Annotated in this window: 13 protein-coding genes and 1 tRNA gene; 1 reads left to right on the top strand and 13 read right to left on the bottom strand. The window is 67.1% G+C overall.

Annotation, left to right across the window (positions count from 1 at the left end):
- Positions 1 to 512: 512 nt before the first annotated feature.
- Positions 513 to 893: a 50S ribosomal protein L7/L12 gene (gene rplL / locus AC2IR1_RS04630; RefSeq protein ID WP_486475109.1), complete on the bottom strand. Its 381-nt coding sequence runs from the start codon at positions 891 to 893 to the stop codon at positions 513 to 515.
- A 72-nt stretch (positions 894 to 965) separates the two neighbouring features.
- Entirely contained in the window at positions 966 to 1,481 is a 516-nt protein-coding gene (rplJ, locus tag AC2IR1_RS04625; protein WP_486475108.1) for a 50S ribosomal protein L10, read from the bottom strand.
- Positions 1,482 to 2,222: 741 nt separating this feature from the next.
- On the opposite strand from rplJ, the gene AC2IR1_RS04620 reads away from it, so the two are divergent.
- Positions 2,223 to 3,005, top strand: a complete 783-nt coding sequence (locus AC2IR1_RS04620; protein ID WP_486475107.1) for a YkgJ family cysteine cluster protein — start codon at positions 2,223 to 2,225, stop codon at positions 3,003 to 3,005.
- A gap of 171 nt (positions 3,006 to 3,176) precedes the next feature.
- On the opposite strand, the gene rplA is transcribed toward AC2IR1_RS04620, so the two are convergent.
- The 11 genes from rplA to AC2IR1_RS04565 all read right to left on the bottom strand — a co-directional run bounded on the left by rplA (position 3,177) and on the right by AC2IR1_RS04565 (position 15,733).
- Positions 3,177 to 3,875: a 50S ribosomal protein L1 gene (rplA, locus tag AC2IR1_RS04615; protein WP_486475106.1), complete on the bottom strand. Its 699-nt coding sequence runs from the start codon at positions 3,873 to 3,875 to the stop codon at positions 3,177 to 3,179.
- Position 3,876: 1 nt separating this feature from the next.
- Complete coding sequence (gene rplK / locus AC2IR1_RS04610; RefSeq protein ID WP_486475105.1) at positions 3,877 to 4,302, bottom strand: 50S ribosomal protein L11; 426 nt, start codon at positions 4,300 to 4,302, stop codon at positions 3,877 to 3,879.
- A 201-nt stretch (positions 4,303 to 4,503) separates the two neighbouring features.
- Positions 4,504 to 5,037, bottom strand: coding sequence for a transcription termination/antitermination protein NusG (gene nusG / locus AC2IR1_RS04605; protein ID WP_486475104.1), 534 nt, complete (start codon positions 5,035 to 5,037; stop codon positions 4,504 to 4,506).
- Between the two features lie 308 nt (positions 5,038 to 5,345).
- On the bottom strand, positions 5,346 to 5,537 hold the full coding sequence (gene secE / locus AC2IR1_RS04600; protein WP_486475103.1) for a preprotein translocase subunit SecE: 192 nt from the start codon (positions 5,535 to 5,537) through the stop codon (positions 5,346 to 5,348).
- 645 nt (positions 5,538 to 6,182) lie between these two features.
- A tRNA-Trp gene (locus tag AC2IR1_RS04595) sits at positions 6,183 to 6,258 on the bottom strand.
- 433 nt (positions 6,259 to 6,691) lie between these two features.
- Positions 6,692 to 7,459, bottom strand: coding sequence for a hypothetical protein (locus tag AC2IR1_RS04590; RefSeq protein ID WP_486475102.1), 768 nt, complete (start codon positions 7,457 to 7,459; stop codon positions 6,692 to 6,694).
- Positions 7,460 to 7,694: 235 nt separating this feature from the next.
- Positions 7,695 to 8,765 carry a GSCFA domain-containing protein gene (locus tag AC2IR1_RS04585; RefSeq protein ID WP_486475101.1) on the bottom strand — a complete coding sequence of 357 codons (1,071 nt, stop codon included), beginning with the start codon at positions 8,763 to 8,765 and terminating at the stop codon, positions 7,695 to 7,697.
- A gap of 387 nt (positions 8,766 to 9,152) precedes the next feature.
- Positions 9,153 to 10,124 (bottom strand): zinc transporter ZntB, encoded by a 972-nt coding sequence (locus AC2IR1_RS04580; RefSeq protein WP_486475100.1) that lies wholly within the window; start codon positions 10,122 to 10,124, stop codon positions 9,153 to 9,155.
- A 298-nt stretch (positions 10,125 to 10,422) separates the two neighbouring features.
- Complete coding sequence (gene tuf, locus AC2IR1_RS04575; protein WP_486475099.1) at positions 10,423 to 11,598, bottom strand: elongation factor Tu; 1,176 nt, start codon at positions 11,596 to 11,598, stop codon at positions 10,423 to 10,425.
- Between the two features lie 499 nt (positions 11,599 to 12,097).
- Positions 12,098 to 12,853, bottom strand: coding sequence for a hypothetical protein (locus tag AC2IR1_RS04570; RefSeq protein ID WP_486475098.1), 756 nt, complete (start codon positions 12,851 to 12,853; stop codon positions 12,098 to 12,100).
- Between the two features lie 549 nt (positions 12,854 to 13,402).
- Positions 13,403 to 15,733 (bottom strand): DNA topoisomerase IV subunit A, encoded by a 2,331-nt coding sequence (locus tag AC2IR1_RS04565; protein ID WP_486475097.1) that lies wholly within the window; start codon positions 15,731 to 15,733, stop codon positions 13,403 to 13,405.
- Positions 15,734 to 15,781: the final 48 nt, after the last annotated feature.

Genomic DNA, 15,781 nt, shown 5'->3' with positions numbered 1-15,781 from the left:
GCCCTCGCCAAGAAGGGTCCCCAGACAGGTTTGGCCGGACGCAGGAAGCCTGCACCCAGCCCGTGAATTCTGCTTTCCGGTCGGCCCATCCTGGGGAAGGCGCGCCCCGCGTGATCCTGTTTGGAGTTCCGATGCATCCCGTCCTGGCTGGCCCGAAAACCGGGGACCGAAAACCGAGGGGCCGAAAACCGGGCACCTGCCCCGCTCCGGTCGCTTCCTGCGAAAGACGAATTGGATGGGGTCGGGAACACCTCTCGGGAATGCAACAACGGCCAGACCCGAATCGCACGGGTCCAGCGGAACCTTCCAAATAGGGCACCTTGCGCCGCAGCGCAATGCCTGGCCCTGAAACCCGTGAAGATTTCGCCAACGCCCCGCGCCCGCCCGGAGCCTGCCATCACAGGCCCAATCCCGGCCCAACCCCGGTCCCGAAGGCCGCGGACGCAAAACGGGCGCCCCGAAGGACGCCCGTTTCACAGATTTCAAAGCCCGCTCGCGCGGACCAAAGTCGATTACTTGACTTCGACTTCGGCGCCAGCTGCTTCCAGCTTGCCCTTGATTTCTTCGGCTTCTTCCTTGGAAACGCCTTCTTTGATAGCCTTGCCGCCGGCTTCCACCAGCTCTTTGGCTTCCTTGAGGCCCAGGCCGGTGATGCCGCGGACTTCTTTGATGACGTTGATTTTGGAAGCGCCGGCCGACTTCAGGATGACGTCGAATTCGGTCTTCTCTTCTTCAGCAGCAGCTGCGTCGCCGCCTGCCGGGCCGGCCATCATGACAGCGCCGCCAGCAGCGGGCTCGATGCCGTACTCATCCTTCAGGATGGTTTTCAGTTCTTGTGCTTCCAGCAGGGTCAGACCAACGATCTCTTCTGCCAGTTTCTTCAAATCAGCCATTTGACTTCTTTCCGTATCTCTAGATGTGTTCCAACGTATGGGAGGTCTTCCCTACGCCGGTCTCTCTGTTGCTTACGCCGCAGCCTTGTCCTCGATCGTGGACAGGATGGAGGCGATGTTGGAAGCAGGGGCGCCAATTGCACCGGCGATGTTGGAAGCGGGTGCGCCAATGCAGCCGACGATGGAAGCGATGAGCTCCTCGCGGGACGGCATTTTCGACACGGCTTCGACACCGGCACGGTCCAGGGCCGTCTCACCCATTGCACCGCCAAGGATTTCGAACTTCTTGTTCTCCTTGGCGAAGTCCTCGGCCACCTTCGCTGCTGCGACGGGATCCTCGGAATAGGTCAGAACGGTCATGCCCGACAGGAATTCGGCCATGCTCTCGCAGGGCTTGCCTTCCAGGGCGATCTTGGCGAGCCTGTTCTTGGCGACGCGGACGCTCGCATCGGCTTCACGAGCCTTTGCACGCAGCGACTGCATCTCAGCAACCGTGAGACCGGTGTAGTGGGCAACCACCACAACGCCAGAGCTTTCGAAGATCTGGCCGAGTTCCTCGACCACTTTCTCTTTCTGGGCTCTATCCACAGTTTCACTCCAATTTGGGAGGTGTGACCCTCCGGCTCAGTTTCGCCGGGCGCGGGGCCCGGCAAGCGGGTCCGTAAACGGGGTCCGTCCAAGATCGTCCCGGGGAGCCGCTTGCGCGAGCTGCCGGAAGAAATCTGGTTGTTACCCGCCTCGGGCAGGAATTATGCCGGGCATATCCCCGGCACCCACCGTCTCGGACGAATCGTCAGGGCATTCCGAATCCCGGAAGCCCTGACGAGCGGCCTTCTAGGGCTTTTCCCCTCCCTTGTGAACCCCAAATCTCCGCCGCCCCGTAGGGCGGGGTTCACCCCGCCACCCCACGCACCAAACCCCGCACCACCTCGCGCCATCCCCCGCCCGGCGAAAGGCGACCCACCGAAGGTGGATTGCATCCAACCTACGCGTAGGGCGGGGTTCACCCCGCCGCCCCCCGCACCAAACCCCGCGCCACCTCGCGCCATCCCCCGCCCGGCGAAAGGCGACCCACCGAAGGTGGATTGCATCCAACCTACGCGTAGGGCGGGGTTCACCCCGCCGCCCCCCGCACCAAACCTCGCGCCAACTCGCGCCATCCCCTGCCCGGCGAAAGGCGCCCCACCGAAGGTGGATTGCATCCCCCCTACGCGTAGGGCGGGGTTCACCCCGCCGCACCCCGCCGTCCCGCCGCGCCGTACCCCCACCGCTGGACCCTACCGCCCCACCTCCTATACTCCGCACCTGCGACAGAAACGGGATCCCCAGATGAGTGCCAGCAAGACCAGCCGCCAGCGCAACAGCCAGCGCAACACCGGGCCGAAGGGGCGCCTCGGCAGCTATGCGGTGCTGCGCGCCCGCCTAGGCAAGGTCCGGGCCCGCGCCCTGCCCCAGGGCCGCGAGGACCGCGCGCGCCGCATGCTCGACGCCTGGCTCGGAACGGCCGAGGCACAGGGCCAGCCGCTCTCGGACACGCTCACCGCCCTGGCCTCCGGTCAGGCCGCGGCCTCCCTCGCCGCGATCACCGGCGAGCAGATCCGCGCCACCAATCCGCCGGAACTGGCCAATGCCGCCTGCGCGCCCGGCTGCGCCTTCTGCTGCATCCTGCTCGAAGGGGACGGCGGCCTGATCACCGAGGCGGAGGCCCGCCGCCTGCACGCCGCCCTGGCGCCGCTCGCCGGCCAGCCCGACGGCCGCAGCTGGAACGCCCACGCCTGTGCCGCGCTCGATCCCGAAACCCGCCAGTGCCGGGCCTACGACGCCCGGCCCACTGTCTGCCGCTCGTTCCTCTCCACCTCCGTCGCCGCCTGCGAGGTCAATGCCCTCGGCGGGGATGCGGACGGGTCCGGCATGCTGGGCAACCACCTCGACTACCTCGCCGTCCTCGCCCTCTCGCGGGAGGTCATGCGCGGCACCTCCCTCGTCGGCACCTATGCCCTCGACGCCCTGGCCCGCGCCGCGATCGACGGCAAGGATGCAAAGACGGCCCTCGCCGCCGCCAAGCACCCCAGCCGGGAGCTTGACGATACCTGCCACGACATCTTCGGGTGATCGGTCACGGTGACGGCTGGAACATGGTGGATTGGCATCCACCCTACGAGGGCCTGTAGGGTGGATGCCAATCCACCATCCCAACCACCCCACCATCCCCACCCTCCCCACACACAAGAAAAAGGGCGGCCCCGCAGGACCGCCCTTCATGTTCTTCGGATCGGGAACCGATCAGTTGCCGGTGGCGCTCTCGACAGAGACGGTCACGCCCGGGCCCATGGTGGAGCTCAGCGAAACGCTCTTCATGTAGGCGCCCTTGGCACCGGCCGGCTTGGCCTTGTTCACCGCGTCCACGAAGGCGCGGATGTTCTCGACCAGCTTGGCTTCGTCGAAGGAGGCCTTGCCGACGCCTGCGTGCACCACACCGCCCTTTTCAGCGCGGAACTGGACCTGGCCACCCTTGGCGTCCTTGACGGCCTGGGCGACGTCCATGGTCACGGTGCCGACCTTGGGGTTCGGCATCAGGTTGCGCGGGCCCAGGACCTTGCCCAGACGGCCGACGATCGGCATCATGTCCGGGGTCGCGATGCAGCGATCGAATTCGATCGTGCCGCCCTGGATGGTTTCCATCAGGTCCTCTGCACCGACGATGTCGGCGCCTGCGGCCTGGGCTTCCTCAGCCTTGGCGCCACGGGCGAAAACGGCGACGCGCATGGTCTTACCGGTGCCGTTGGGCAGGCCGATCACGCCACGGACCATCTGGTCTGCGTGACGGGTGTCGACGCCCAGGTTCATCGCGATCTCGATGGTTTCGTCGAACTTGGCCTTGGCGTTGGATTTCACCAGCGCAACGGCTTCCTCGACGGTGACTTCTTCCTTGCCGGCGAAGGCTTCGCGAGCGGCGCGGGTACGTTTACCGAACTTTGCCATCTTACTTCACCTCGATGCCCATGGAGCGGGCGGAGCCCAGGATGATCTGCATGGCGCCTTCGATGTCGTTGGCGTTCAGATCCTTCATCTTGGCTTCCGCGATTTCCTTGACCTGTGCGACGGTCACGGTACCTGCGGTGGCCTTGCCCGGGGTCTTGGACCCGGAGGACAGCTTGGCGGCCTTCTTCAGATAATAAGACGCGGGGGGCGTCTTGATATCCATGGTGAAGGACTTGTCCTGGTAGTACTGGATCACGGTCGGGCACGGCGCGCCGGGCTCCATGTCCTGCGTCTTGGCGTTGAACGCCTTGCAGAATTCCATGATGTTGATGCCGCGCTGACCCAGTGCGGGGCCGACGGGCGGGCTCGGGTTGGCTTGCCCGGCCTTCACTTGCAGCTTCAGGCTGCCGACGAGTTTCTTGGCCATTGGCCTTCTCCTTGTTCATCGCGCAGTGACGGTGGATTGCATCCACCCTACGCCTGACCCTCGGGGCGCGCCCTCCGGGTCTGTTACGCGTGGTCAGGTCCGACGGTCGCGACCGCCTCGCCCCCCACGTATGAACGGGACCGGAGCCCCGTAGGGCGGGATTTCATCCCGCCTTGGCGGGTCACCCCGCCCGCACCCAGGTCAGCCCTGCTTGGTGACCTGCGTGAATTCCAGCTCGACCGGGGTTTCCCGGCCGAAGATCGAAACGGAGACCTTGAGGCGCTGGTTGTCCTCGTCGACCTCTTCGATCATGCCGTCGAAATCCTCGAACGGCCCGTCGTTGACCTTCACCTTCTCGCCGATCTCGAAGTGGATCAGCGTCCGCGGGGCTTCCTCGCCCTCCTGGACCCGGTTCAGGATCTGGTTGACCTCGGCATCCCGCATCGGCATCGGCCGGCCCTGCGGGCCAAGGAAGCCGGTGACGCGGTTGATCGAGTTCACCAGGTGGTATCCCTCGTCCGACATCTCCATGTGGACCAGCACGTAGCCCGGCATGAACCGGCGCTCGGTGCTGACCTTCTTGCCGCGGCGCACCTCGATGACCTCTTCGGTCGGAACGAGAACCTCGTCGATCTGATCCTCGAGCCCCTTCTCGGCCACGCTCGTCCGGATCTGCTCGGCGATCTTCTTCTCGAAGTTCGAGAGGACGGAGACCGAGTACCACCGCTTAGCCATGTCGCAACGACCCTTCATTCACCCGACCCTGCCGGCAACTGCCGTGGGCCGAAAATTCCTGTCTGTCCCCCATAGAAAATCGGCGCGAGACTCGAATCGCCGCGCGCCACATGAGGGGAGTGGAGCGTGGGTTACAGCGAAGAGCCGGAAAGCGCAAGCCCGCGGGGCATTTGCCGCCCCGACGTCTCTTCCTCGCCCCCTCTGCCCCGGCCGTCTGATCCCGCCCGGCGTCGTCCCGCCCGGCGCAGACCCAAGCGGACCCAAGCGGGCCCACCCGGTCGCGAACAGGATCCGCGCGGGGATCGCGATCAGCCGAAGAGGCTCAGCAGTCCGGTCAGCCCGGAGCGGATCAGCAGATCCACCAGCGAGAAGAAGATCGAGGTGATCGCCGCCATGACGAAGACCATCACGGTGGTCAGCAGCACTTCGCGGCGCGTGGGCCAGGAGACCTTGCCGATCTCGGCACGGGTCTGCTGGATGAATTGCAGCGGGTTCGCCATGGACGGGGTCCTTTCGGATCGCAAACGGAGGGTCCGGGGCGGATGCACCCGGAGAGTCATCCGCTGCAGATATTGAAAACCGGGGCCGGGATCAAGGCACATAAGGGCGCGGCGGCCCCCACGTGAAGATCCGGCGTGAAGATCCGGTGTGAAGATCCGGTGTGAAGATCCAGGGCCAGGATCCGGCGCCAGGATCCGGCAAAGGCATCCAGTGTGACGATCCGACCCAAAGGTCCGGCGCAACGATCAGCTGCGAGGATCTCTGATCCCCCACCCGCCTCCCCTCCCCGGCAGTCAGGCTCCACCGCCCTGACGCGCGGCCCGACCTCACCTGACAACCACATGGCCGGCAAATGGACGACGGCATCAACGCAGCGCCTCTCAACACGGCGGAGATGGGCGCGAGCCCCCAAGGTGACGAAATCCAGTGCGCCCCGTCGGGCCGCGCAAGCCTTCGCATGAAGGGCGCCGCCCCTGGCATTCGCAAGGTCCACCATCGGCACGGCCCCGATTGAGGACATGCCCGACATGGAGACATGCCCACCACGGCGTCACGACCGACAATGTGCCCTGCCAGACATGCCAGACAGTTTGTCAGGCCCGGCCTCAACTGGCGGAAAGGTGATTTTCGGGATGGGGATCGGATGGCAGGGGCAGCAGGGTTCGAACCCGCGACCTACGGTTTTGGAGACCGTCGCTCTACCAGCTGAGCTATACCCCTAGATCCGTCGTCGTCACCTACGGCAGCCGGAGGGGGAGATCAAGGGCGATCTGACCCGATGGCGCGAAATTTCCGCCGCGGCCCGAAGGAGTGCCGGACCGAAGCGGGGGCCTTCCGCCCCCGCACCCCCCGAGGATATTTTCAGCCAAAAAATGGATGGGCCGTTCCGCCCCCACCGCGCAACGCCGCCACCCCGCCGTCACGCTTCATTAGGTGGCCCCCTCCATCACAAACGCCCCGCGTAGGGTGGATGCAATCCACCATCCTTCCCCCGCAAGCGCCGCCAGCCCGTAGGGTGGATGCAATCCACCATCCCTCCCCCGCAAGCGCCGCCAGCCCGTAGGGTGGATGCAATCCACCACCCCTCCCCCGCAAGCGCCGCCAACCCGTAGGGTGGAAGAAATCCACCACCCCTCCCGGCCCCGACCGAACCCTATCCCAGGCCGCCCCCCTGCCCCGCCAACATGTCCCGATACCGGGTGATCATCAGGGCCGCGAACTCCGCGCTCTTGTGCACGCCGTCCTCGGCCTGCCGCGCCTCCTCCCCCGCCCAGGCCGGGTCGGTGAAACAGCCCGCCACGATGGTCTCTTCGGGCTGGTGCAGCAGGGTGATCCCGTCGCGCGCCGCCTCTTCGTCCAGCCAGCTGCGCACCTCGGCGCGCTCCGCCGGGCCGATGCGGTCGGAGCCGGGCCAGATCCAGCCCGGGTGCCCCACCCCCAGCGTCAGCAGCGGCGCCGGGGCGAAGGTGATCCGCACCCCCGGGTTCATCCGGGCAAAGTTGCGCGCCATCCGGTAAGGCTTGGCCGCCTCCAGGAACCCGCGCGCCGCGCGCTGGCGCACCGCACGGCTGAGGTAGCCGCCCTCCGCCAGCAGCGCCGCCTGGCGCGGCAGGAACTTCGCCATGCGCAGGCGCGCGCCGTAGAACAGGATCGCCGCGAAGGCATCCCCGTCCAGCTTCTCCCGCCCCAGGCCGTTGATCCGCGCCACGATGGGCTGCACCCGCTTCGGCGCGATCACCGCGTTGTTGCGGAAATCCAGTTGGCGGAAGGCCGGGCCCTCGGCGCCCCAGAATTCCAGGTGATGGGTGACAAGGGGCAGCAGCCCCCGGTCCAGCGCCTGCTTGACCGAGGCGATGTGGCTGTCCCCGAAGATGCACAGCGACGGAAGGGGCAGGATTTCGGCCGGGATCTCAGGTGGCATTTCAGGCAGCATTTCAGGTGAGGCAACGGACGGCGCAGCGGCTCCAGCGGCGGGGGCGACTGCGTTGCCGATCTCGTTGCCTGACGGCATGGCGCCTTCGCCCATGGGCATCCCATCGGCAAACCCGCCGGACGCGCCCTCGGGCGGCACAGCTCCTGCGGGCCGGGAAAGATCAGGGCCCAGATCAGGGCTTTGCAGATCAGGGTTTCGGGAGGCATCCGACGTCCGGGCAGGCTCAGCGGGCAAAGGCATTCAGCATCTCCTCCTCGCATTTGACCTCTTCGGCGGCATCGGCCGCGCGCTCCGCCCGGGCGGCGGCATCCGGCCCCCGGCGCGGCATCCGCGCGGGGCCGAAGGCGGCCTCCTGGTCGGCAAAGAACTTCGACATCACCACCTCCACGCCCTCGGGCACGACGGATCTCTGGTTGGGGGCATAGAACATGCCGCGGAAGACCGGGTGGGTGATGATCTCGTAACTGGGGAAGTAGTCGACGAAGGCGTGATCCTCCGCCAGCTCGCCCGCCACGGCGCGCAGGACCGACTTGGAATAGCTCGTGGCGGTCAGCACATGCCGGCCGCTGGCGGTGGCGGTCAGCGGCACCGGGCTCACCGTCAGGAGCACGTTCAGCGCCGGATTGCGCGCGCGCAGCAGCGCCAGCACCGCCTCCATGTCCGCCGCGATATCGCCATGGCGGTGGTTGCGGAACAGGTGCATCTGCGGGTCGAAGGCCCCGGCCAGCGTGCCGGGGCAAAGCGCGTATTCCAGCCCCGTACGGGCGTTGTACCAGCTCTCCGTCAGGCCCAGGGTGAAGACGAACAGCCGGCCCTCCTCCACCGCGCGGCGGATCGCCACCAGCACCGCCCGGCGCGAGGCGCGCGCCTCCGCCACGTCCTCGAAGCCGCCGGGTTCGATCGCCGGGCGCAGCGGGTCGTAGATGCGGCCGCCCGCCTCCCACCATTCCTCCGGCTCGGCCATCTCACCGAAGGCCAGGCGCAGCCACTGCAGCAGGGTGCGGGCGGTGTAGATATTGCCGGTCCGGAAGGAGAAGATGCCGTAGTTGTAGGCCCGCGCATCCTCTGGCGACAGCCAGCCCGGGGCGGGTTCGGCATCCAGCCAGGGATAGCCCCGCGCCGACAGGGCCCGGCCGATGTGCTGCGCGAAGCAGGATCCGGCGGTGACGATCGGCCCCTGCGGGTCGACCCGGAACTTCGGCGCCCAGAGGCCCGAGATCTGCAGCGGGTTCAGCGCGGCCACGCCCGTCTTCCAGTAGGCGGTGTCGGGCAGGTCCTCGTAGGGGTGGGCCATCGAGCGGTCCTTGCAAAGGGGCCGGCAGCGGATCTGCCGGACGGGAACAGGCTCTTGCACGGCAAAAGCCGCCTCTGGCCAATACCAGACATTTGCAGGGAATTGTCGCGAAATCATGTCGCCGCCGGGGCGTTTTCCGTCCGCACCCGTACAGGGGAGAGGAAAGGCACCGCCGAGATGGAATTGGGGGCGGGAATGGGGGGAGGTAATCCGGCGGGGGTCGTGTCGGACGGCGGTGAGGGGCATGTGGGCGCCGGAATGGTGGATTGGCATCCACCCTACGGGGCGGATTTCACCCCGCCATGCCCCAGGCGATCCAACGTAGGGCGGGGTTCACCCCGCCTTCCCCGCCTTCCCCGGCCCCTCCCCGGCAACTCCCACGCCCCGCTACATCCAGCGCAGCCGCCGCAGGATCAGGCCCTGCGCCAGGAAGATCAGCACCATCACGGCACTGAAGATCCAGAAGGCCAAGGGCGCGCCGGATCCCGGGATGCCCCCGACGTTGATCCCGAACAGGCCGGTGAAAAAGGTCAGCGGCAGAAAGACCGCCGACAGGATCGACAGGGTGTACATGTGCCGGTTCAACCGCTCGTCCAGCGCACCCGCCAGCTCGTCGCGCAGCACGCCGAGGTTGTCGCGCAGCTCGTCGATGTTCTCGGTCATCCGGGTCTGGCGGTCGCAGGCCTCCTGCACCTCGCGCAGGTCATGCTCCTGCAACAGCGGGCTCCGGCTCTGCGCCAGGCGCAGCATCGCCTCGCGCTGCGGCGGCATGTGGCGGCGCAGCTCCACCACCGACAGGCGCAGCTCCACCACGCGGCGGCGCATCGCCTGATCCGGCTGCTGAATCACCTGCGGCTCCAGCGCATCGACCTCGGCGTCCAGCTCCGCCACGAAGGGCTCCAGCCGGTCGGTCAGCCCGTCCACCAGCCGGGCGATGAACTGTCCCGCGGTTTCCGGCCCCCGACCCTGCTCGATCTCCGCCGCGATCATCTCCAGCGTGCGCACCCGCTGGCGCGACAGGGTGATCACCCGCTGGCCGTCGGCCCAGATCCGGACGGAGGCCATGTCCTCCCGGTCGCGGTTCGGGTTCATGTTCAGCGCGCGGAAGTTCAGCAACAGCCCCTCGCCGATGGGCGTGGCGCGCGGGCGGGTTTCCGGCTGGGTCAGCGCCTCGATCACCGTGTCGTCGAGGTAGGACAGCCGTTCGGCCACCCAGTCGCGGGTGCCGGCATGGGCGGCGTCCAGGTGGGCCCAGCCCAGGGTTTCGGCGCGCAGGGTGTCGGCCACGGCGTCCCCGGTCAGGGCCTGGCCGCGCTGCGGGCCGGACAGGGCATAGGCAAAGGTCACGGGTGCTGTCATGGGGCGAATGTAGCCGCGCCGGGCGAAAGGTCCAGCCCCGTCCGGGGCGCCGGCGGTGGGGCGGATGGGGGGGGGCGGATGGTGGCCCCGATGGTGGCCCCAATGGTGGACGGCGGCCCCCATGGTGGATTGTCATCCACCCTACGTGGGCGGAATACGCCCCGCCCTGCCGCAAACGAAAACGGCGGCCCCGAAGGACCGCCGTTTCAATTTTCCGTTCCGGGGCGCTTACCCACCCCGAAAGATCATCAGGCGATGACCTTGGAGACACCTCTTGCCGGCGTCTCCTGGCCGGTCATCAGGCGATGACCTTGGAGACGACGCCGGAGCCGACGGTACGGCCACCTTCGCGGATGGCGAAGCGCAGGCCGTCTTCCATCGCGATCGGCGCGATCAGTTCAACGTCGAACTTCAGGTTGTCGCCGGGCATGACCATCTCGGTGCCCTCGGGCAGGGTCACGGTGCCGGTGACGTCCGTCGTACGGAAGTAGAACTGCGGACGGTAGTTGGCGAAGAACGGAGTGTGACGGCCGCCTTCTTCCTTGGTCAGGATGTAGACCTCGCACTCGAACTTGGTGTGCGGCTTCACCGAACCCGGCTTGCAGAGAACCTGGCCGCGCTCGACCTTTTCACGGTCGATGCCGCGCAGCAGGGCGCCGATGTTGTCGCCGGCTTCGCCGCGGTCCAGCAGCTTGCGGAACATTTCGACACCGGTGCAGGTGGTCTTCTGCGTGTCCTTGATGCCGACGATTTCCAGTTCGTCGCCGACGTTCACGACGCCACGCTCGACACGGCCGGTCACAACGGTACCGCGGCCGGAGATCGAGAAGACGTCTTCGATCGGCATCAGGAAGGGCTGGTCAACCGCACGGGCCGGCTGCGGGATGTACTCATCCACGGCCGCCATCAGTTCGCGGATCTTGTTCTCGCCGATTTCCGGGTCACGGCCTTCCATGGCCGCCAGCGCGGAACCCGCGATGATCGGAATATCGTCGCCCGGGAAGTCGTATTCGGACAGCAGTTCGCGAACTTCCATCTCGACGAGCTCCAGCAGCTCCTCGTCGTCGACCTGGTCGACCTTGTTCAGGAAGACGACCATGGCGGGGATACCCACCTGACGGCCGAGCAGGATGTGCTCGCGGGTCTGCGGCATCGGGCCGTCAGCGGCGTTCACCACCAGGATCGCGCCGTCCATCTGGGCGGCACCGGTGATCATGTTCTTCACGTAGTCGGCGTGGCCGGGGCAGTCGACGTGCGCGTAGTGACGGTTCTCGGTCTCGTATTCCACGTGCGCGGTGGAGATGGTGATCCCGCGGGCCTTCTCTTCGGGCGCGCCGTCGATCTGGTCGTAGGCACGGAAGTCACCGAAGTACTTCGTGATTGCCGCCGTCAGCGTCGTCTTGCCGTGGTCAACGTGACCGATCGTGCCGATGTTGCAGTGCGGTTTGCCGCGCTCAAACTTTTCCTTTGCCATCGTCAGGCGCCTTCGTGTCTGGGGGGCCGCTGGCCCGATTTCACTCGGACGGCGATTTATTGGGTCTGTGGGGGAAAATCAAGCGCCAGTTGGGTCTTCGCGCCCAGTGATCGCAGGGTGTGGCGGCGGGGTCCGGCCGACCGGCGGCGCCTCCTCCGGCCCATCCGATCCCCGGCGCGGCGAACACCCCCCGGGGCGCGTGGCGCAGCAGCCCCCCCGCCTGCCGGATCGGGCGGCGGATCTGCGTCTGATCGGGCCCCATCATGAGGCCCGGCATGAGGCTCATCTTGGGGCCCATCTTGGGGCCCGGCAAAGGGCAAACGCAGCACCGGATCGCGGGCCTGCCCGGGGGATCCTACCCCGCGCCGGATGCCTGACAGCCTTGCCAGACACCTGTCCACGCCAGTCCCCCATGACGGGCGCCCCCTCTAGCAGACGACCCAGCCGGCCACATCGTCAGGCAAGGCAGTCAGGCAACGCAGGCGGAAAGCCCCCGCGCCTACTGCAGCGCGGCGGCCGCTGCGGCGGCGGCATCGGGCGTCGTGCCGTCCGTTTCCTCCGCCGTGGATCCGCTGCTGCCCGAAGAGCTGGTCGCAGAGGTGGTCGTCGCAGATGTCGTCGTGGTGGTGGCCTCGGGCTCCGGCAGCGGGATCCCCGCGGCGATCCCGGCGGCCGATCCCGGCCCCGGCGCCTCACCGAACCACACGCGATTCTCAAGCAGCCAGTCTTCCACCAGCTTGGCGGCATTGCGCGCCAGGTTGGTCATCTGCTCTTCCTTGGTCTGGGTCAGACCCGACCCCACCACCGTGTCGGAGGAGAAGCTTTCCAGCACCGTGAACTGCTTGGGCTTGTCGTTGATCTTGCCCCCCGCCGCGTCGTCCCAGATCGTGACGTTGATGATCAGCCCCGACTTGGGCGAGGCGACCAGCGGGATGCCCGGCGGCGCCAGCATGTAACCCTCGATGGAGATCCCGATGTGATAGAGCTTGTCGCCCTGGTAACGCCCGAAGCGTTCCTGGACGGCGGCCTTCATCACCGAGACCCATTCCTCCTCCGTCGCCTCGCGGGAGATCGGCACGCGCTTCATCTTGGAGGCAACCACGACATTGTGACCCAGGCGGAAGTCGCCCAGGTCCGGCAGCGGCTCGTCGAAGTCGTCGGGATTGGTACAGGCCGACAGCAGCAGCGCTGCGGCCAGGAAGGCCGGGGCGAGACGTCGGGACGAAATGCCCCCGGCGGCGGAAATGCGGAACATGGCCTCCCTTGGCCCCCCTTGTCTTATGCAGTTCCCCCGGATCTAGCCCGATTGCCCCCACGTTTCAATTCACGCAAGCTTCAATCAGGTCAGCCCCACTCCCGAAGCAGGCACAGAGCGCCCCCGGAGCCGGCGATCACAGATGCCCGACCGGCCGCCCGCTCCCGGCGGGGTCACCCCGGGCGGTGGATTGGCATCCACCCTACGCCGGGCCAGCGCCCGTAGGGTGGATGCCAATCCACCGTTACCCATCCAAACCAATGCCCCTCCCCCGACACCAAGCGGCACCCCCCGGCCTTCCACCACGCCCCCTTCCCATTTTCTGGCTCCCAAATATCCCCGCCGGAGGCATCGGCCGCAGGCCGATACCCTGCCCCAACAACCGGTTCCGACATCCCAAGGCCAGCCCCCAGCCAACACCCCGAACAGCTGCCAGCGCCAACATCCGCCCCAACGCCAACATCACCCCGCCCCCCAAACAAAAACACCCTCCCGGGAAACCGGAAGGGTGTCGCATGTCGCGGGTCCTGTCCCTGACCCCGCCGCTGGTCAGGTGAACGTGTTGTCCCGGGGGAAGCCGCGCGGGGCCATGCGGCCGGTGCCGGCGCGCTTGCCCAGCCATTCGCCCAGCTCCGTCTCGGTGCGCGTCCGCCCCGCCGGATCGTGCCACGACAGGCCCATCTCCAGCACCAGCGTCGTCAGGTCCGACAACCCGCCGTCCTTGTACTTCTGCAGGCGCACGCCCTTGCCACGGCCCATCTCGGGCAGCTCTTCCAGCGGGAAGATCAGCACCTTGCGGTTCTCGCCCACCACGGCCACGTGATCGCCCGTCACCGGCTTCACCAGCAGGGCCTTCACCGCGTCCTTGACGTTGAGAACCTGCTTGCCGCTGCGGGTCTGGGCCAGCACGTCGTCCTCGGGCACGATGAAACCATCGCCCGCGGTCGAGGCGACGATCAGCCGCTCGCCCGGGCGGTGGATGCGCATCGCGATGATCTCCGCCTCGTTGGGCAGATCCACCATCAGCCGCACCGGCTCGCCCATGCCGCGCCCGCCGGGCAGGTTCGACGCCATCAGGGTGTAGAACCGCCCGTTGGTGCCGAAGATCAGCAACTTGTCCGTCGTCTCGGCGTGGAAGGCAAAGCGGCCCTCGTCGCCGTCCTTGAACTTCAGCTTGTCCTGGGCCGACAGGTCGATGTGACCCTTCATCGCCCGGATCCAGCCCATCTTGGAACAGACCACGGTGATCGGCTCACGCTCGATCATGGCTTCCAGCGGCACTTCCTCGACCTCGGCCGCGGCCTCGATCAGGGTCAGGCGGTCGCCACGCTCGTAGTCCTTGCCGAAGGTCTTGCGCGTCTCGCGCAGCTGCTCGGCGATGCGGGTCCACTGCAGGTCGGGGGTCGCCAGCAGGTCTTCCAGCTCGGCCCGTTCCGCCATCAGCGCGTCACGCTCGCGCAGCAGCTCCATCTCCTCCAGGCGCCGCAAGCTGCGCAGGCGCATGTTCAGGATGGCCTCGGCCTGCACCTCGGTCAGTTCGCCGGTATCGCCCTGGCCGATCGGGGAAACATAGTCCTTCTCGTCCCGGCAGCGGCCGCGCTTTTTACCCCATTCCTCGGCCATCAGGGCGGCCTTGGGATCCTCGTCGTAGCGGATGATGTCGATCACCCGGTCGAGGTTGAGGAAGGCAATGACCAGGCCTTCCAGCACCTCCAGCCGGTGTTCGATCTTCGCCAGCCGGTGGTTCGACCGCCGTTCCAGCACCTCGCGCCGGTGATCGAGGAAGGCGCGCAGCACCTCCTTCAGCGAACAGACCTTGGGCGTCAGCCCGTCGATCAGCACGTTCATGTTCAGGCTGAACCGGATCTCCAGGTCGGAGTTGCGGAACAGCATGCCCATCAGCAGCTCGGGATCGACATTCTTCGACCGGGGTTCCAGCACCATGCGGACATCCTCGGCGCTTTCGTCGCGGATGTCGGCCAGGATCGGGATCTTCTTGGTCTGGATCAGCTCCGCGACCCGTTCGACCAGCTTGGATTTCTGCACCTGGTAGGGGATCTCGGTAACGACGATCTGCCACTGGCCCCGGCCCAGGTCCTCCACCGCCCAGCGCGCCCGCAGGCGGAAACTGCCGCGTCCGGTGCGGTAGGCGCGGGCGATGTTCTCCGGGCTTTCCACCAGCACGCCGCCGGTGGGGAAATCCGGGCCCGGCACGTATTTCAGCAGGGTGTCGTCGTCGGCATTGGGCGCCTTGATCAGGTGCAGACAGGCATTGCACAGCTCGACGATGTTATGCGGCGGGATGTTCGTGGCCATGCCCACCGCGATCCCGCTGGAGCCATTGGCCAGCAGGTTGGGGAAGGCCGCGGGCAGCACCACGGGTTCCTGCAGGGTGCCGTCGTAGTTGTCGCGGAAGTCGACCGCATCCTCGGTCAGCCCTTCCATCATCGCCTCCGCAACGGCGGTCAGGCGGGCCTCGGTGTAGCGGCTGGCAGCAGGGTTGTCGCCGTCGATGTTGCCGAAGTTGCCCTGGCCGTCGACCAGCGGGTAGCGGACGTTGAAATCCTGCGCCAGGCGGGCCATCGCGTCATAGATCGCGGTATCGCCGTGGGGGTGGTAGTTGCCCATCACGTCACCGGAGATCTTGGAGGATTTCCGGAAACGGGAGGTCGGCGACAGGCGCAGTTCGCGCATGGCGTAAAGGATGCGGCGGTGGACGGGTTTCAACCCGTCCCGGGCATCGGGCAGCGCCCGGTGCATGATAGTCGAAAGCGCATAGGTCAGGTAGCGCTCGCCGATCGCGCGGCGCAGCGGCTCTGCCAGCATGGCACCGGGGCCCCCGGGGGCGCCGGTCTCGGAATCTTCGGGCGTGTCACTCATGGACGAGGTGATAGCCGCAGCCCGTGCCACGGTAAAGCGCCGCCTGCG

The organism is Pseudooceanicola sp. NS-SX8 (assembly GCF_057380755.1).
Note: the sequence above shows the minus strand (reverse complement) of the source record. Positions and strands in the feature narration are given on the sequence as shown.